Annotated in this window: 14 protein-coding genes; 11 read left to right on the top strand and 3 right to left on the bottom strand. The window is 61.7% G+C overall.

The window, feature by feature from the left end; translation table 11 throughout:
- Nucleotides 1-34: 34 nt before the first annotated feature.
- From L4X63_RS08605 to L4X63_RS08595, 3 genes are all read right to left on the bottom strand, one after another.
- Nucleotides 35-1,015, bottom strand: coding sequence for an ABC transporter ATP-binding protein (locus L4X63_RS08605; RefSeq protein ID WP_250678201.1), 981 nt, complete (start codon nucleotides 1,013-1,015; stop codon nucleotides 35-37).
- Nucleotides 1,012-1,974 (bottom strand): ABC transporter ATP-binding protein, encoded by a 963-nt coding sequence (locus tag L4X63_RS08600; RefSeq protein ID WP_250678200.1) that lies wholly within the window; start codon nucleotides 1,972-1,974, stop codon nucleotides 1,012-1,014. Before L4X63_RS08600 ends, L4X63_RS08605 begins: the two co-directional genes overlap by 4 nt.
- A gap of 240 nt (nucleotides 1,975-2,214) precedes the next feature.
- The gene (locus L4X63_RS08595) at nucleotides 2,215-4,404 is read right to left on the bottom strand and encodes an HD domain-containing phosphohydrolase (protein ID WP_250678199.1); all 2,190 of its coding nucleotides are present in this window, start codon (nucleotides 4,402-4,404) and stop codon (nucleotides 2,215-2,217) included.
- Nucleotides 4,405-4,755: 351 nt separating this feature from the next.
- Between L4X63_RS08595 and L4X63_RS08590 the strand changes: the two genes are divergently transcribed.
- The 11 genes from L4X63_RS08590 (at nucleotide 4,756) to L4X63_RS08540 (ending at nucleotide 17,803) form a co-directional block, all read left to right on the top strand.
- A complete protein-coding gene (locus L4X63_RS08590; protein ID WP_250678198.1) occupies nucleotides 4,756-5,865 on the top strand; it encodes a SpoIID/LytB domain-containing protein in 1,110 nt (369 codons plus the stop codon).
- Nucleotide 5,866: 1 nt separating this feature from the next.
- Nucleotides 5,867-6,892 (top strand): tRNA preQ1(34) S-adenosylmethionine ribosyltransferase-isomerase QueA, encoded by a 1,026-nt coding sequence (queA, locus tag L4X63_RS08585; RefSeq protein WP_250678325.1) that lies wholly within the window; start codon nucleotides 5,867-5,869, stop codon nucleotides 6,890-6,892.
- A 35-nt stretch (nucleotides 6,893-6,927) separates the two neighbouring features.
- Nucleotides 6,928-8,052, top strand: coding sequence for a tRNA guanosine(34) transglycosylase Tgt (gene tgt / locus L4X63_RS08580; protein ID WP_250678197.1), 1,125 nt, complete (start codon nucleotides 6,928-6,930; stop codon nucleotides 8,050-8,052).
- Between the two features lie 241 nt (nucleotides 8,053-8,293).
- Nucleotides 8,294-8,617 (top strand): preprotein translocase subunit YajC, encoded by a 324-nt coding sequence (yajC, locus tag L4X63_RS08575; RefSeq protein ID WP_250678196.1) that lies wholly within the window; start codon nucleotides 8,294-8,296, stop codon nucleotides 8,615-8,617.
- 30 nt (nucleotides 8,618-8,647) lie between these two features.
- Nucleotides 8,648-10,249: a protein translocase subunit SecD gene (gene secD / locus L4X63_RS08570; RefSeq protein WP_250678195.1), complete on the top strand. Its 1,602-nt coding sequence runs from the start codon at nucleotides 8,648-8,650 to the stop codon at nucleotides 10,247-10,249.
- Nucleotides 10,250-10,267: 18 nt separating this feature from the next.
- On the top strand, nucleotides 10,268-11,164 hold the full coding sequence (gene secF / locus L4X63_RS08565; RefSeq protein WP_250678324.1) for a protein translocase subunit SecF: 897 nt from the start codon (nucleotides 10,268-10,270) through the stop codon (nucleotides 11,162-11,164).
- Between the two features lie 10 nt (nucleotides 11,165-11,174).
- The gene (locus tag L4X63_RS08560) at nucleotides 11,175-11,771 is read left to right on the top strand and encodes a tetratricopeptide repeat protein (RefSeq protein WP_250678194.1); all 597 of its coding nucleotides are present in this window, start codon (nucleotides 11,175-11,177) and stop codon (nucleotides 11,769-11,771) included.
- A 774-nt stretch (nucleotides 11,772-12,545) separates the two neighbouring features.
- Nucleotides 12,546-13,562: a metallophosphoesterase family protein gene (locus L4X63_RS08555; RefSeq protein ID WP_250678193.1), complete on the top strand. Its 1,017-nt coding sequence runs from the start codon at nucleotides 12,546-12,548 to the stop codon at nucleotides 13,560-13,562.
- A 23-nt stretch (nucleotides 13,563-13,585) separates the two neighbouring features.
- Complete coding sequence (locus L4X63_RS08550; RefSeq protein WP_250678192.1) at nucleotides 13,586-14,314, top strand: transglutaminase domain-containing protein; 729 nt, start codon at nucleotides 13,586-13,588, stop codon at nucleotides 14,312-14,314.
- Between the two features lie 300 nt (nucleotides 14,315-14,614).
- Nucleotides 14,615-16,612 (top strand): MASE3 domain-containing protein, encoded by a 1,998-nt coding sequence (locus L4X63_RS08545; protein ID WP_250678191.1) that lies wholly within the window; start codon nucleotides 14,615-14,617, stop codon nucleotides 16,610-16,612.
- A 156-nt stretch (nucleotides 16,613-16,768) separates the two neighbouring features.
- Nucleotides 16,769-17,803 (top strand): AI-2E family transporter, encoded by a 1,035-nt coding sequence (locus L4X63_RS08540; RefSeq protein ID WP_250678190.1) that lies wholly within the window; start codon nucleotides 16,769-16,771, stop codon nucleotides 17,801-17,803.
- Nucleotides 17,804-17,809 lie beyond the last annotated feature (6 nt).

Here is a 17,809-nt window from a genome sequence, read left to right as displayed (position 1 = left end):
CTATATATAGGAATTGATTTTTTGTCAATCGCCATTATCCAGAACGGTAGATCCGTTCGCTGAAGTGGCAGGCGGCGCGGTGTCCCGGCTCTTTCTCGTCCAGGCCGGGAGGGACCTCGGCGCAGATCTTCTCCGCGTAGGGGCACCGGGTATGGAAGGGGCAGCCGGAAGGGGGGGAGAGCGGGGAGGGGAGTTCGCCGCGGGCGATCACCCGTTTTCTCCTCTTCTCCGGATCGATGCTCGGGATGGCGCTCAAAAGCGCCTCGGTGTAGGGATGCAGCGGCGAGGAGAGCACCTGGTCCCGGCTCCCGCTCTCCACGATCCGGCCGAGGTACATGATGGCGATCCGGTCGCTCAGGTGCTTCAAGACCGAGAGGTCGTGGGTGATGAAGAGGAAGGAGAGCTTCAGCTCCCTTTGCACCTCCTGCAGGAGGTTCATGATCTGGGCCTGGATGGAGAGGTCGAGGGCGGAGACCGGCTCGTCGGCGATGATCACCTTGGGGGAGACGGCGAGGGCCCGGGCGATCCCGATCCTTTGCCGCTGCCCGCCGGAGAACTCGTGCGGGAAGCGGGTCAGCTGGCCGCCGGAGAGTCCCACCCGCTCGAGAAGGGCGGCCACCCGCTCGCGCCGCTCGGACACGCTCCCGATCCGGTGGATGGCGAGCGGTTCGGCGATGATGTCGTAGACCCGCATGCGGGGATTGAGGGAGGAGAAGGGGTCCTGGAAGATCATCTGGACCTCTTTCCTGAAGAGCGACAGCTCCCCTTTGGACGTCTTCCAGAGATCCTTTCCCTGGTAGCGTACCACCCCCTCGGTGGGGGGCATGAGGGCGGTCAGAAGGCGTGCGAGGGTGGACTTTCCGCAGCCGGACTCGCCGGCTATTCCCAGGGTCTCCCCGGGCATGATGGCGAGGTCGACGCCGGCCACCGCGGTCAGCACCCGCTTCTCGCCGAAGGCGCTGCCGTGGACGGGGAACTGGCGGTAGAGATTTTCCGTGGAGAGGATCGGGTTCATGTTGCCTTCAGGCAGCGGACCAGGTGGCCCGGGCCTGCCTCCGTCATTTCGATGGGGTGGCGGCTGCAGCCGTCGTCGCCGATGGGGCAGCGGGCGCGGAAGGCGCAGCCGGCGATATCCTCGCGCAGGTCCGGTACCGTCCCGGCGATGGTGGCCAGCGGCTCGCCGGGGCGGCCGAACTCGGGGAGCGAGGCCAAAAGTCCCTGTGTGTAGGGGTGGAGGGGATTCTTGAAGAGCTCGGTGGTGGAGGCGGTCTCCACGATCTGCCCCGCGTACATGATGGCGGTGCGGTGGGCCCTTTCGGCCACGATGCCGAGGTTGTGGGTAATCAGGATGAGCCCCATCCGGTTCTCGTCCTTGAGGCGGTCAAGGAGCTCCAGGATCTGGGCCTGGATGGTGACGTCGAGGGCGGTGGTCGGCTCGTCGGCGATGAGGAGCTCGGGACGGCAGGCGAGCGCCATGGCGATCATGACCCGCTGGCGCATCCCGCCGCTTAGCTGGTGCGGATAGTCGGCCATCCGCTCGGCCGGGGCGGGGATGCCGACCTCGGAGAGGAGCTTTTCGCTCTCCCCGGCGGCCTCTGCCTTGGAGAGACCACGGTGGATCCGGAGCCCCTCGCCGATCTGCATGCCGATGGTGAAGACCGGGTTCAGCGAGGTCATCGGATCCTGGAAGACCATGGCCATCCGGTTGCCCCGGATCTTCCGCATGGCGTCCTCGGAGAGGGCGAGGAGGTCCTCCCCCTGGAACCTGATCGAGCCCGCCACGATCTGCCCGGGAGGGGGGACGAGCCGCATGATGGAGGCGGCGGTGATGCTCTTCCCGCACCCGGACTCGCCGACTAGCGCCAGGGTTTCCCCGGCCTCGAGCTCGAGGTCCACCCCCCGGACGGCCTTGAGGACGCCGGTGGGAAGCCGGAATTCGGTGCGCAATCCTTTGACTTCCAGAAGAGATGACAAGCGCGGCTCCTAAATTCCACCTCCCCCGGAGGGAGGGTGCGAGGGTTGAAATCCCCCCTGTCCCCCCTTCGCAAAGGGGGGGACGCTATGGTCCCTGAGGTTGATGGATGCGGGGAAATGAAAAGGGCGTCGAAGCAGTGGTTGCAGAAAACTGCGGAGGTGACCGGATGCTCGAGCGCCGGGCGGAAGGAGCTTGCCCTTGTCAGGGCCAGACCTCAATCGCCAGGCACATTTATAGCATCATTCGGCGCCTTGGGCAATCCGGGAGTGGTAGATGATAGTGGAGTGCTGTTTCCGTACCCGCTCGGCGGCGAGCTGGGCGACCAGGGTCTCCTCGCCGGAATCGTCCGGGAGGGCTGCCAGCACCGCCTCCCGCTGCTGCGCCGGGGTAGCGTGGCGGTCCGGGAGGAAGTTGGGGGTCTTGAGGAGATCGATGAAGATGGGGACCAGCACCGGATCGAACTGGGTGCCGGCGTTTTCCGCCAGTTCCTGGATCGCCAAGTCCACCCCGAGCGCCTTGCGGTAGGGGCGGTCGGAGGTCATGGCGTCGAAGGAGTCGGCGATGGCAAGGATGCGGGATTCTAAAAGGAGATCGTCGGCGGTGAGCTGGTTAGGGTAGCCCAGGCCGTCGTAGCGCTCGTGGTGCTGCCCGATGCAGAGCCTCACGTCGTGGAGGAATTCGATCGGTTCGAGGATCCTCATCCCGATGTTGGGATGCTGCTGCAGTTCCTCGACGTCCGCCTCGGTGAGGTTGGCCTCCTTGTGGAGAAGGGAGAGGTCGATGCCGATCTTGCCGATGTCGTGGAGGATGGCCGCCCGCTCGATGACCTTGAGGCGGTCCTGCGGGAGCTCCAGCTTGCGGGCCAGGGCCAGCGAGAACTTGGTCACCCGCTCAGAGTGGCCGCGGGTGTAGCTGTCGCTCGCCTCGATGGCGGAAACCAGGGCCTGGATGGTGTTCAGGTAGGTCCTCTGCTGCTCGTCGTAAAGCATCGCGTTCTTGATGGCGATGGAGGCCTGGGCGGCGATGGTGCTCAAAAGCTCCAGCTCTTCGTGGTTGTAGGTGGTGCTGTCCGCCTTGTTCACCATGGTGAGGGTGCCGATGATCTCGTCCTTCACCATGAGCGGCGCGCAGATCACGGTCTTCCGCTCGTAGCCGAGCAGGCTGAAACGGTCGAACTCCGGGTTCTGGTTGATGTCCGAGATCAAAAGCGGCTTCCGGTTGGAGATCACCCAGGTGGAGACCCCGGTCTCCTTCATCGGGACCTTCCCTTCGCTGGGGAGGGGATCGTTCAACCCGATCAGGTTGGTGACCCTCAGGACCTCACAGTTGGGATCGTAGAGGATGATGTAGCCGATCTGGGCCTGCAGCGTCTCCATGGTGGTCTTCACCACCAGGTGGTAGAGGCTTTCCACTTCCATGGTGGAGTTGATGGCGAGCCCGAGCCGGTAGAGGGTGGATAGCTTGGCGACCGCCTTTTCGAGGTTGGTGTTCTTGTCCTCGAGCTCCCCGGCCAGGTCGGCGATCTTGTAGTTCGCCTCCTCGATCTCCTCGATCCGTTCCTCGAGCGTGATGTTGAGGTTCTCGATCTCCCTGATCTGCTCCTCAAGGCGCCCGTTCATCAGGTGGGTCTCGCGGTGGAAGGAGAGCTTCTCCTGCGCGCGGGCGAGCTCGCGCTCGTGGGAGATGGTCCTTTCCATCATCGCCTTCAGCCTCACCACCATCCGGTTGAAGCTTTCGCTGAGGCTCTTCATCTCCACCGAGCTGGTGATCTGCACGCGGTGGTCGAAATCCCCCTGCTCGACCTGCTCCATGTAGGCGACCAGCCTCCGGATGGGGCGGTCGACATACAGATAGAGGAGGGCGCAGATGGTGACGAAGGTGAGGATGATCAAGGTGGCGCTGGAGGCCACCGCGGTGTTGCGTTCGCGGTTGAGGAAATTACTGAGGTAGTCGAGCGAGAGGCGGATCTCCAGAAGCCCGAGCGTCTCCTGTCCGGCAGGGTGGCACTGGTAGCACTGGGGGGCGTTGAAGATCTTGGCGTAGGAGATGAAGAGTCCGTCGTCGGGAAGGAGGTTCAGGTTCGGGGAGGTTGCGCGGTGCTGGGGGGCCTCGACGGTCCGGGTCCCGATCTCGGTGGGGTCGGCCGAGTTGAGGATGATCCCGTTGGTGTCCACAATCCTGATCGACTTGACGAGCTCGCGGGACTTGATACGGCGGAAGATGTTCCCCACCTCGTCGGAGCGCCCGGAGAGCATGGCATTGCCGATGCTGCTCTTGATGGTCTCCACGAGCACGGAGGTGTTGCGGTTGGCGATCTCATGCAGCATCTCTTTCTGCTGCACATAGTTCATGTATGAGACGGACGATATCACCAAAATCAGGATCAGTGTTACCAGTGCCAAAATCTTGATTTTGAGAGAATTAACCATCGACCCCGTCCGCAATAGAATAAAAAACTACAGCCCGCGATTTCGCGCAGTCATTGCCCAGCGATATAACGCAATTTCACCGAGATAGCAACAGTTATTTCGGGAGTTGAAGCTAACGAAAGCCAGCTTTTGCAAGCCGTCGCGGCCGGTTAGCAGTGTCGCCACTGCCGGTCTCTGTCAGCCGCGCTATGACGCCTGCCAATCTAATGAGTATTAAAGCAAACGGCTTGCCAATCGCGCAACCGGAGCACTTTCTTAGAAACATAAAATTATTGACTTTGCGGGCAGTTCCATGGTTTATATTTGAGGCTTTTAGCAAGGGCCCGCGTTGGCCTGTGGTGCACGGATTACATGAGCTTTTTCAGGATTTTCATCATACTGGTTGTCTGTCTGGCCGCGGGTGGCAGTTCCGCTGCCTGGCGGCCGGAAACCATCAGGGTTGCCGTGGTCAAGGGGGGCGATACCCTCCAGCTGGACGGTACCGGGGTGCTCCTGACCGACACCCGGGGCGAACCGCTCAGGATCGAGATGCCGATCGAGGTTAAGCGGGCCGGGAGCCGGATCACCGCCAACGGTGTCACCATCTCCGGGCTGGTCGCCTCGGCGCCCATCCGGATCGACGTGAACGGCAAGGGGTACCGGGGGATCGTCGAGGTCACCTCGGGGGACCGCGGGCTTTTGGTGGTGAACGAGCTTCCCATCGAGGATTATCTGATCGGTCTCATCAACTGCGAGATCTCCTCCGCCTGGCCGCTGGAGGCGGTGAAGGCCCAGGCCGTCATCGCCCGCTCCTACGCGATCTACCAGAAAAATGCCCGCCGCGGTGCCCCCTACCAGCTCGAATCGAGCGTCATGGACCAGGTCTACGAAGGGTGCGATATCGAGGACAGCCGGGCCGCCCGCGCGGTGCAGGAGACTGCCGGCGAGGTCCTCACCTACGACGACAAGGTCATCCAGGCCTTCTATCATTCCAACTGCGGCGGCCATACCGAGAATTCCCGTAACGTCTGGGGGATGTCGCTTCCCTACCTGCGCGGGGTCCCCTGCCGCTACTGCCTGGACGCGAACCCGATGCGCTGGGATTTGAAGCTGCCGCTCAAGAAGGTGGAGGTGGCGCTTAGGGCGGCCGGCTACCAGGTGGGCGGGTTGAAGGATATCCGGGTGCAGTCGAGAAACGAAAGCGGCCGCGTCCAGGAACTCGCCGTCTATGGCTCCCGGGGCCGGATAGCCGTTTCCGGGGTCGCCTTCCGCAAGGCGATCGGCTACGGCGTTTTGAAAAGCACCAACTTCGAGATCAGGATGGCCGGCGACGAGGCACTCATCAGCGGCACCGGGAGCGGGCACGGCGTCGGTCTTTGCCAGTGGGGGGCCAAGCAGCGGGCCGCCGACGGCTTCGATTACCAGGAGATCCTGTCCTACTACTATCCCGGGGTGAAGCTTGCCAAGGGGTACGGCCAGTAAGATGCTCCTTTCCGACTTCGATTACCAACTGCCGCCTGAGCTGATCGCCCAGCATCCGGCCGAACGCCGCGACGCCTCGCGGGTTATGACCGTCGACCGGGAAAACGGGACGCTCGGGGAAACCACCGTCCCCGGCATCGCCTCGCTGTTCAGGCCGGGAGACGTCCTGGTCCTCAACGACACCCGGGTGATCCCGGCCCGGCTGCTCGGGAAGAAGGAATCGGGCGGCACGGTGGAGATCTTCCTGGTACGAAGGCTCAACGGCGAGGGGGAGCTCTGGAGCTGCCTCATGAAGGCCTCCAAGACCCCGGGACCCGGCTGCCGGGTACTCCTTCCCGGCGGCGTCACCGCCACGGTGACCGCCCGCGAGGAAGGCGAGTGGCGCGTCCTCTTCGAAGGGGCCGACGATTTCATGCTCTGGCTGGAGGGAGCGGGGAGCATGCCGCTTCCCCCCTATATAAAAAGGAATCCGGAGGGTGAGGACCGGGAACGGTACCAGACCGTCTTCGCCCGCGAGAAGGGGGCGGTGGCCGCTCCCACGGCGGGGCTCCATTTCACCCCGGAGCTCCTCGACGCCATCCGGGCGCAGGGAGTGACGATTGCGCCGCTCACCCTGCACGTGGGGCTGGGGACCTTCATGCCGGTCCGGGTGGAAGATCTCTCCCGGCACACCATGCACCGGGAGATCTACCGGATCCCGCAATCCACCGCCGACGCCATCGCAGCCTGCAAGGCGGCCGGGGGTAGGGTGGTGGCGCTGGGAACCACGTCGCTTAGGGCACTGGAGCACGCGGCGGCCTCGGGTGAAGTTAAGGCCGGAGAGGGGGAAGCCGATATCTTTATCCTTCCCGGATACTCTTTTAAGGCCGTAGATGCTCTGATAACAAATTTTCATCTCCCCAAATCCACCCTATTTATGCTAGTGTGCGCTTTTGGCGGCCAGGAAACCATGACAGCCGCCTACCGGGAGGCAGTCGCAAGGCGCTTCCGGTTCTTCAGTTACGGCGACGCGATGTTCATAAGCTAGGGCGTAGCGGGAAGTTTCTCAGATAGGATAGTTTTTTGCCGGCACTCACCTTTGAATTGATAAAGAAAGATCCGGGCTCCGCGGCCCGGCTCGGCTCTCTGACAACCACGCACGGCAGGATTGAGACTCCGATCTTCATGCCGGTGGGTACCCAGGCCACGGTCAAGGCGATGACCCCCGAGGAACTGGTCGAGGTCGGCTCCCAGATCATCCTGGCCAACACGTATCACCTCTACCTGCGTCCCGGGCACGAGCTGATCGGCCGGCTGGGGGGGCTGCACCGTTTCATGCACTGGAACGGCCCCATTCTCACCGACAGCGGCGGGTTCCAGGTCTTCTCGCTGGGAGAGCTAAGGAAGATTTCCGAGGAGGGGGTGAAGTTCCGGTCGCACATCGACGGCTCCACCCACTTCATCTCTCCCGAGGTTTCCATCGCCATCCAGGAGGCCTTAGGCTCCGACATCGCCATGGTCTTCGACGAGTGCCCGCCGTACCCCGCCGAGTACTCCTACGTGAAAACGTCGCTGGAGCTCACCACCCGCTGGGCCAGGCGCTGCAAGGAGGCCCACCGCCGGGAGGACCAGGCCCTGTTCGGGATCGTGCAGGGGGGGATGCACCCGGAGCTTAGAAGAGAGAGCGCCCTGCAGCTGCAGGAGATCGGCTTCGACGGCTACGCGCTCGGGGGGCTTTCGGTAGGCGAGGAGAAGGGGCTCATGCACGAGATGATGCAGGCCTGCTCCGGCATTCTCCCGGAGGACCGGCCGCGCTACATCATGGGTATCGGGGCTCCCGAGGATCTCATCGAAGGGATCCACGCCGGCTTCGACATGTTCGACTGCGTGATGCCGACCAGGAATGCCAGAAACGGCGCCCTTTTCACCGGCACCGGGAGGATCAACATCAAGTCGGCCGTCTTTGCCGAGGACACCGGCCCGATCGATCCCGAGTGCGGCTGTTACGTCTGCCGCAACTACAGCCGGGCGTATCTGAGGCACCTGTACCGGAGCCAGGAGATCCTGGCCTCGCGGCTGAATACCTGGCATAACCTCCATTTCTACCTGAAGCTGATGGAAGAGGCGAGGGGAGCCATCGCGCAGGGGCGCTTCGTGGAGTTCCGGCGGGAGTTCTACGCCAAGCGCGGCCTGACGCCGCTCGTGTAAACGGCTTACAAGACAAGAGCAATAGAACACGGATCAAATCTGATTGAACGGATTTACACGGATACCGCATTACACGGGGTAAAGCTTAAACAAAAAGAGCAGGTTTTGCTTAATCCGCCTTTATCCGTTCGATCCGTGTCATCCGTGTTCCACGATTTTATTAGTCAGACGGTTTTCAACGTAGAACCTAGAGCGCAGGACTGTTTCATCGTTTCTTACATTTCACCCAGGAGGTAACAGTATGTTTGGTTTGGCGTTTGCTATGGCGCCCCCGTCCGGCGGAGCCGCTGGTTCGGCCGGGCCGCTGGCCCAGTTTCAGGGGATGATTCCCCTCATCTTGATGTTCGCCATCTTTTACTTCCTCCTCATCAGGCCTCAGCAGAAAAAGGCCAAGGAGCACCGGGTCCTTTTGGATGCCCTCAAGAAAGGGGACCAGGTAGTGACCGCCGGCGGTATGCACGGCAAGGTGACCAACCTCGACGACCAGGTAGTGACCCTGGAGATCGCTCCGGGCGTCAACGTCAAGATCAACAAGGGCTACATCGCAACGGTCAAGAAGGACTAGCATCATCAAACTCCCGAAAGGAGCTTTTCCATGACGAAAGGCTATACCTGGCGTATCTCCCTCATCGCTGTTTTTATTATCGCCTCGTGCATCTACATGGTGCCGACGCTCGCTTCCCAGCTCCCTTCCTGGTGGAGCGGGGTGCTTCCCAAGGACAAGATCCATCTCGGTCTTGACCTGCAGGGGGGTACTCACCTTGTTATGGAGGTAGAGACCCAGAAGGCGGTCGAGGGCTCCCTGGACCTGATCGCCACCGACCTGGAGGATTCCCTCAACTCCCAGAAGCTTCGCTTCAAGAGCATCGGCAAGCTCGGCTCCGACAAGGTCCAGATGGTCCTGTACGATCGCGCCACCGCCGACAACGTCCAGAAGATGGTCAAGAAGAAGTATCCCGACCTCGAGATCCTTCCGGCCATGGACCAGGGGGGCTTCGTCAACCTGCAGCTTCGCATCAACGAGAAAGAGGCCCAAGTCCGTAAAGACCGCGCCGTCGCCCAGGCACTGGAGACCATCCGTAACAGGATTGACCAGTTCGGCGTCTCCGAGCCGGTGATCCAGCGCGAGGGGGTCGACCACATCGTCGTCCAGCTCCCGGGCATCAAGGATCCCAAGCGCGCCATCGACCTGATCGGCAAGACCGCCCGCCTCGAGTTCAAGCTCGTGGACGAGAACGTGAACGCCGCCACCGCCACTCCGACGAGCATTCCCGAGGACGACGAGCTCCTCTTCGAGAAGAAGGCCGACGCCACCACCGGCGCCGTTTCCGAGACCCCGATCGTGGTGAAGAAGAAGGCGATGATCACCGGCGACCTTTTGACTGACGCCCAGATCAGGATCGATTCCCAGTACAACCAGCCGTACGTCGCCATCGAGTTCAACTCCACCGGCGCCCGTCTCTTCGACCAGGTGACCGCTGCCAACGTCGGCAAGCGTTTCGCCATCGTGCTCGACAGCAACGTCTACTCCGCCCCGGTCATCCGCGAAAGGATCTCCGGCGGCAGCGCCCAGATCTCCGGTTCCTTCACCGAGAAGGAGGCCGCCGACCTGGCCATCGTGCTCCGTGCCGGTTCGCTCCCCGCACCGGTCAAGATCCTCCAGAACGTCACCGTCGGTCCGTCCTTAGGTCAGGACTCGATCCGCAAGGGGCTCATGGCCGGTCTGGCCGGTGTGGCGCTGGTCGTCGTCTTCATGGGGATCTACTACAAGGCCGCCGGTATGGTCGCCAACTTCGGTATGGTGCTCAACTTGGTCTACCTGATGGGAGCCCTGGCCGCCCTGGGCGCCACCCTGACCCTGCCGGGCATCGCCGCAATCGTCCTCCTCGTCGGTATGTCGGTCGACTCCAACGTCCTCATCTTCGAGAGGATCCGTGAGGAGTTGAAGCTCGGCAAGACGCCACACGCGGCGCTCGATGCCGGCTACGACAAGGCGTTTTTGACCATCATGGACTCGCACGTCACCACGCTGATCACCGCCGCCGTTCTCTTCCAGTTCGGCACCGGCCCGGTCAAGGGTTTCGCCGTCTCCCTGAGTCTTGGTGTCATCATCAACCTCTTCACGTCGCTGGTCGGCACCAAGGTCATCTTCGATGCCTTCCTGGACCGCGTCCACGTGAAGCGACTGAGCATATAAGGGGAGGGGACCATGTCAATGGAACTGCTTGGAAAAACCAACATCGACTTCATCGGGATGAGGAAGGTTTCCTTCGTCATCTCCGGTATCTTCGCCATTCTCGGGATTATCGGGATCGTCCAGATCGCCCGCGGCGCCGCCAACATGGGGATCGACTTCTCCGGCGGCACCGAGATCCAGCTCAAGTTCGCCCAGCCGATCAGCACCGAGCAGGCTCGTGCCGCGCTCTCCAAGGAAGGGATTAAGGAAGTCGACCTGCAGGAGATCAAGGAGGGGAACAAGCTCCTGGTCAAGATGCGTAAGAGCGGCAAGGTCGCCGACTCCGTCGAGGCTGCCTTCAAGAAGGAGCTCCCCGGCAACCCCTACACCGTGGAAAGCTCCACCGAGATAGGCCCGTCCATCGGTGACAAGCTCAAGCACGACACCATGATCGCGGTGATCATCTCCATGCTGGGGATCATCGTCTACATCGCCTGGCGCTTCGACTACAAGTTCGGGGTAGGGGCGGTGGTCGCCACGATGCACGACGTCCTTTTCATGATCGCCGTCTTCTACGCGTCCGGCAAGGAGGTCAACCTCCTCTTCATCACCGCCGTGCTGACCATCGCCGGCTACTCGCTCACCGATACCGTCGTCGTCTTCGACCGTATCCGCGAGAATCTGCACAAGAGCCTCAAGGACCCGCTCCCGCAGGTGTTCAACCGCAGCATCAACGAGGTCCTTTCCCGTACCATCGTCACCTCGCTGACCGTCTTCCTGGCGGCCGTCACCCTCTTCCTCTTCGGGGGCGAGGTGATTCACGACTTCGCTTTCGCACTTCTTTGCGGCGTGCTGGTTGGCACTTACTCCTCCATCTTTGTGGCCAGCCCCATCGTAGCCCTGTGGGAGAAACCCGCTGAAGAGGCGAAAGCCTAAGGAGATTTCCGTGAGCAAGGAGAACGTTCTTACCCTCGTCGTGGCCGCCATCATCGGCCTGCTCGGCGGCTACCTGGTCATCAACATCGCCGGCCACAAGCAGCAGCTTCCGGCGGAGGTGTCGATCCCTCAGGGGGCAGGTTCCCCGATGGATTACCAGAAGCGGATCGCCGAGGCCGAGAAGATCGTGGCGAAGGACCCGACCAACGCCCAGGTTTGGAACCAGCTCGCCAACGACTACTTCGATACCGATCAGGCCCAAAAGGCCGTCAATGCCTACTCGAAGGTGATCGAGCTGGATCCGAAGAACGTTAACGCCATGACCGACCAGGGGATCATGTACCGCAAGATCGGCTGGTACGACAAGGCCATCGCCAACTTCGAGAAGGCGCAGTCGATCGATCCCAAGCACCTGCAGAGTCTGTACAACCTCGGTGTGGTGTACATGGCCGATCTCAAGCAGCCCGAGAAGGCCAAGGAAATCTGGACGAAGTATCTCCAGTTCGATTCCACCAGCCCGACTGCCCAGCAGATCAAGGCCGACCTTTCCGCCATGCCGGCCGGCATGGGAAAAGGGATGCCCCCCGCCGGTATGGGGGGGAACTAAAGCCTCTCCGCTTGTTAAAGCCGTGACAGAAAAGGCCCCGCCCACCGGCGGGGCCTTTTTTTGTCCCAAACGGCGCGACTCCTTCGCGAAGTACCCCCTTCGGCCTATTCCAGCCCCTCTCCTCCGAATCGATGCCTCCCTACCCATCGAGATTCCCGCCGGGCAATTGAGATTTTCGCCGAGCAATTGAGATTTCCGCCGAGCAATTGAGATTTCCGCCGAGCAATTGAGATTTCCGCCGAGCAATTGAGATTTCTGCCGAGCAATTCAGATTTCTGCCGAGCAATTCAGATTTCCGCCGAGCAATTCAGATTTCCGCCGAGCAATTGAGATTTCCGCCGAACAATTGAGATTTCTGCCGAGCAATTGAGATTTCTGCCGAGCAATTGAGATTTCTGCCGAGCAATTGAGATTCCCGCCGAGCAATTGAGATTCCCGCCGAGCAATTGAGATTTCTACCGAGCAATTGAGATTCCGGCCGGGCAATTGAGATTCCGGCCGGGCAATCGAGATTCCGGCCGGGCAATCGAGATTCCGCCGAACGAGAATCCCTGTGGACTGCTTGCTGTCGATCAGAGGGAGACCTTCAAAGTATTGCTAATTGACATGATTTATGGTCCTATGACGCGGCCGTGTTAGGCAATGGGAAGAGTTCGGTGTTTCTCAATATGATGCCAGAGGGTTCTTGTCCTTTTCATCGGCTCCTGAACGGTACCCCCAGCTCTCTTGCTCTTGTCATGTAGCCGCCCTGTTTGCAGGCGGTGAAGGAGGAATATGAAATCAGCACGACACCTCATCTGGAGCTTCGCGTCGATCCTGCTGCTGGTATGCTCCGTTCCTTCTCTGGCCCAGGATGCCGCGCCGGAAAAGCCGTGGCGGTTCGTCGTCCTCTCCGACACCCGGAGCGACCCGTGTGCCCCCGGCGGCGAAAGCGGAGTGAACGGTGCCGTCCTTGGCCGGATAGCCCGGGCGGTGGCTTCCGAAAAGCCGGAGCTGGTGCTCGTACCGGGCGATCTGGTCATCGGCAATGCCTACAAGTGTGCCCCTGCCGCTTCCTTCGATACCCAGCTCAAGAACTGGCGAAAGGTCATGTCGCCGGTGTACGAGGCCGGGATCCCTGTGCTGCCGGTGCGGGGCAATCACGAATATCTCAGTCGTGACTATTTTCCTCACGACGAATGCCGCCCCCTCCGCCCAAACCCGGAAGCGCTCCAGATCTGGCTGCGGAATTTCGGCGGCGATGTCCCCGGCAACGGTCCCGAGGGGGAGAAGGGGGTAACCTTTGCTTATCCCCACAAGAACGCGCTCTTCATTGGGCTCGACGAGCAGGTGAATTACCTTTCCTACGACCGGAGCTGGCTCGACGCCACGGTAAAGGCCAGCAAGCGCCAGCACCTCTTCATTTTCGGCCACTTTCCCGCCTTTAGTGTCATGCACGAAGACAACCTCTCCTGCAACACCGCCACGAGAGATGCATTGTGGGATGCCATAGGCGCCAACAACGGCAGGATGTATTTTTGCGGTCACGACCATCTCTACGACCGTGGCGAGATGGCCGACGCCGCCGGACGGCCAATCCGCCAGATGCTGGTCGGGAACGGCGGGGCCCCCTTTTATAACTATTCCGGCGGGTACCGCGACTCCAAGTTGAAGCCGGAGAAGCGTATCATCTCCAAGCCGGGGTACCTCGTCGTCACCATCGACGGCAGGAAGGCCACCGCGGTCTTGAAAACCATCGATGGCGGCAAGATCACCGAGTCTGACAGATTCGACTACACCTTGCCCCAGTAGACGACGATCCAGAAAGGAAGGTAATGAGGGCGATACTTCTCGCATCGGCGTTGTTGTTGCTGTGGTCCGGCATGCTGTTCGCCGAAGTCTTCACCTGGACGGACAGCCGGGGGACCCAGCATTTCACCGACGATTCCAGGACCATTCCACCGAAATACCGGAAGAAAGCGGTCCCGCTCAAGGGGTTCGACCAGCCCGATGACATCCCGGTGGTGGCCAAGCCCAAAGAGCCCACCCGGACGCCGATGACCCTCTCGAAGCGGGAAGAGCCGCCCGCGGCAGCTCCCCAGCCGCTGACGGAGCTCGATCTGTTGGCCAAAACCCTGCTGCAAAGCGCGACCTCCGACAGGGACAAGGCCTACGCCGCTTTTGCCTGGGTCCGCTCCAACATCTACTACGACAACGCTTCCAAGTGGCAAAGAAGGTACGGACAGCACGGCGGCGACCAGAGCCCCGAAGGGGTGCTCGCCGCGAAGAGAGGGGTGTGCGAAGGAATGGCCAACCTCTACGCGGCGCTCACCGGGAAGATGGGATTGCAGAGTGCCGTCGTCATCGGCCGGGCCAGCGGTTTCCGCCAGGAGGGCCACGCCTGGAACGCGGTGATGGTGGACGGCAAGTGGGGGCTCGTCGATGTGACCCGGCACAGCTTCCTCAACCCTCCCGAGGATTTCCTCAACCACCACTTCCCAAACGATCCGCAATGGCAGCTTCTGGAGAAGCCCTTGACCTACCAGGAGTGGCTCAAACGTTAGGTGTTCCCCGATCCGCAGGTTCCCTCGAACGGACCAATTAACATACCGGGCGGGCATTCCGTGCCTCCCCGCGGTCGGCTAGCCCGCATCCCGGCAATGGAGCATCCGGACGCCGCGGCGAGAGGAGGGTGGAAATGACGGCAATGGAAAGGTTGCAAAGTTCCAAAGTTGGGATACGTTTTGCGTGTCGACTTAGTGGCTTTGGCAACTTCCGCTGTGAGACAGTTCGCATTGGCCGCCGGCAGTCAGAACTCGTGGAGTTACTGGACAGATCGGGAAAGAAAGAGGTAACGATTCCTGATGGCGGCAGACCGTGCCAGCGGAGGTAGTAGGTTTGTTGACTTCACGAACGATCGCTCCGGCCACATCGTGTATGCGGGGGCGATCTTTGTCGTTATCGCCATCCTCTATGCCAGCAGCTTGCACAGTTATCTCCTGTTCCACAGCCTCATCGAGATCTTCACCATTGCCATTGCCTTTTCCCTCCTTACCCTCACCTGGAATTCCCGCCGGTTTCTGACCTCCGGCTGCATCAAGGCGATCGGCATCGGCTACGGCCTCATTGCCATCGTCGACCTGATCCATGCCCTCACTTACAAGGGAATGGGGGTCTTCCCGGCATACGGAGCGAACCTCCCCACGCAACTCTGGATCGCGGCGCGCTCGCTGCAGGCTCTGCTGCTCTGCGTGGCTCCTCTTTACGCCCGGCGTAACCTCAACGAGCATGCTTTCCTCGCCGTCACCGTCGCCGCAACCGGTGCCGTCACCGCACTGATCTTCGCCGGTGGTTTCCCCGACTGTTTCATCGAGGGGAAGGGGCTGACGCCGTTCAAAATCGCCGCCGAATACCTGATCAGCGCCTCGCTTTTCTTGGCACTGGTCCTCTTCATCAGGGCACGGTCCGCGTTTAACGCCAGGGTCTTCGCCCTCCTGGTGGCAGGCATCGTCTGTACCATCGGGTCGGAGGTTGCCTTCACCTCGTACATCAGCGTGTACGGCTCCGCGAACATGATCGGGCATTTTCTGAAGCTCGCCGCCTTCGCGCTTGCCTACCGGGCCCTGATCGTTACCGGGGTCCAGGAGCCGTTCGAAGTGATCTTCCGCGACCTGAAACAGGCGGAACTGGCTCTGCTCCATCACCAGGAGACCCTGGAAGAGCAGGTCCGGGAGCGGACCGTTGCCTTGGAAACGGAGGTGACGGAGCACCGCCTGGCCGAGGTGGCCCTTTCGCGCCTTAACCGGGAACTGCGTACGATCAGCCGGTGCAACGAGGTGCTGGTGCGGGCGGAGGACGAGCAGACGCTGCTGGAAGAAATCTGCCGTATCGTCTGCGAGGAGGGGGGATACCGGATGGCCTGGGTGGGATACGCCCGGCACGATCGGGACAAAACCATCACCCCGGTCGCCCGGGGTGGACTCGACGACGGCTACCTGGCGGAGGCGAGAATAACCTGGGCCGATACCGGCCTCGGGCGCGGACCCTCAGGGACCTGCATCCGCAACGGCACCAGCGCCTGTTTCCAGGATTTCGCTACCGATGCGGTGGCGGCTCCCTGGAGGGAAAGGGCCTTGGAACGTGGCTACCGCTCGAGCGCGTCGCTGCCGTTGAAGGACGAAACCGGGGCAACCTTCGGGGCGCTTACCATCTACTCCTCCCATCCCAACGCGTTCCCCCCGGACGAGATCAGGCTCCTCGAGGAGCTGGCCGCCGACCTCGCCTTCGGCATCCGGGGCCTGCGCAACCACCGCGCCCGCCAGGAGGCCGAGCGGACCACAACGCTTCTGGAATTTGCCCTCGACAACGTGCGGGAGGCGGCCTTCCTGATCGACGAGCAGGCGCGGTTTCTTTACGTGAACGGGGAGGCCTGCCGGGAGCTCGGGTACCGGCGCGAAGAACTGCTGACCCTGGGGGTGGCCGACGTCGATCCGGATTTCCCCGGGGAGCGGTGGTCCGAGCACTGGGCGCAGCTTAAGGAGCAACGCTCGCTCACCTTCGACGGACGCCACCGGACCAAGGACGGCCGGCTTGTCCCGGTGGAGATCAGCGCCAACTACCTGGAATACGACGGCCACCGGTTCAACCTGGCGCTGACGCGCGACATAAGCGAGCGCAAGCGTGCGGAGGAGGGGCTGCGCTTTCTTAACGCGGAGCTGGAGGTCCGGGTCAAGGAGCGGACCGCCGAGCTGGAAATGAAGAACGAGCAGCTGGAACACGCCAACCGGCTCTTCGTGGGGCGGGAGCTGCGCATGGTGGAGCTTAAGGAGCGGATCCGCGCGCTCGAAGAGCACGACAGCTGACCCGGGTTGACATCCCCGTGAATAATGGGTAAAGAGAAACCTCCTGCTTTCCAACGGTGATCCCCCGGTACCTTGCAGGGATCGTTACACTATTCGATGTTGTTTGTGGCTGACGGCCTAGGCCCGTTTGCCGGTGATTATTATGGAGGTCGACCAATGCTCAACGGCTTGATGACAAGCTACGTCCTTTCGGTGCTGGCTACGTTGGTGGTCCTGAAGTTCCATCTTTTGCCCACCGTTCTGGCCGGACTCGCGGTACACGTGGTGACCTGCAAGCTGGCGGGACGGCTGCCGATCAAGGAGAACGGCCTGGCCCGGGAGGCGGCCGCCATCGGGCTGGCGGTCGGGGTCGTGGGCGCCTTCGTCGCGGGGGGCTTCGCCCTCTACTCGATGATGAAGGGGTTCCAGGGATTCAGCGCCCTCATGATGGCCTCCGCCGAGACCCTGGAAAGGGTCAAACGGTCGCTTCCCCTCGACATGGCGAGCTCGCTCCCCGGCTCTGCCAACGAGCTCCAGGAAAGCGTGGTTTCCTTCCTGAGGGAGAACGGGAAGGAGCTCTCCTCCGCCGGGGCGGAAGGGCTCATCACCTTCGCGCACATCCTCATCGGCATGGTGATCGGCGGTATGACTTCCATCGCCCGGGTCAGGATCGCCGACAACGACCATCCGTTCCTGTCAAAGCTGTACGGCAGGGCCAAGATGCTCACGGTATCCTTTGAAAAGGTCGTCTTCGCCCAGCTGAAGATTTCCGCCGTCAATACCGTGCTGACGGCGATCTATCTCTGGCTGATCCTTCCTCTTTTCCACGTGTACCTGCCGATGGTGTCTCTTTTGGTCTTGCTCACCTTCGTGGCCGGACTCATCCCGGTAATCGGGAACCTCATCTCCAATAGCGTCATCGTCATCCTGAGTCTGGGGACCTCGCTCTTCGTCGGCATCGGATCGCTGCTGTTCCTGGTGGTGGTGCATAAGCTTGAGTATTTCCTCAACGCGAGGATCATCGGCCACGAGGTCAATGCCAAGGCGTGGGAGCTTCTCTGTGCCATGGTCACGCTGGAAGCGGTCTTCGGGCTGCACGGCGTCATCGCGGCGCCCATTCTCTACGCCTGGCTGAAGGCGGAGGTACTCAGGCCCTCCACGGTCGCCGAGCTGCAGGCTCCGCGCCCTGCCGCCCCGGAGGCGGCCGCCTGAGTTTCC

This window comes from Geomonas sp. Red32, assembly GCF_023652955.1.
In the GTDB taxonomy this organism is placed as follows: domain Bacteria; phylum Desulfobacterota; class Desulfuromonadia; order Geobacterales; family Geobacteraceae; genus Geomonas.
This window is presented reverse-complemented; position numbering and strand designations above follow the sequence as displayed.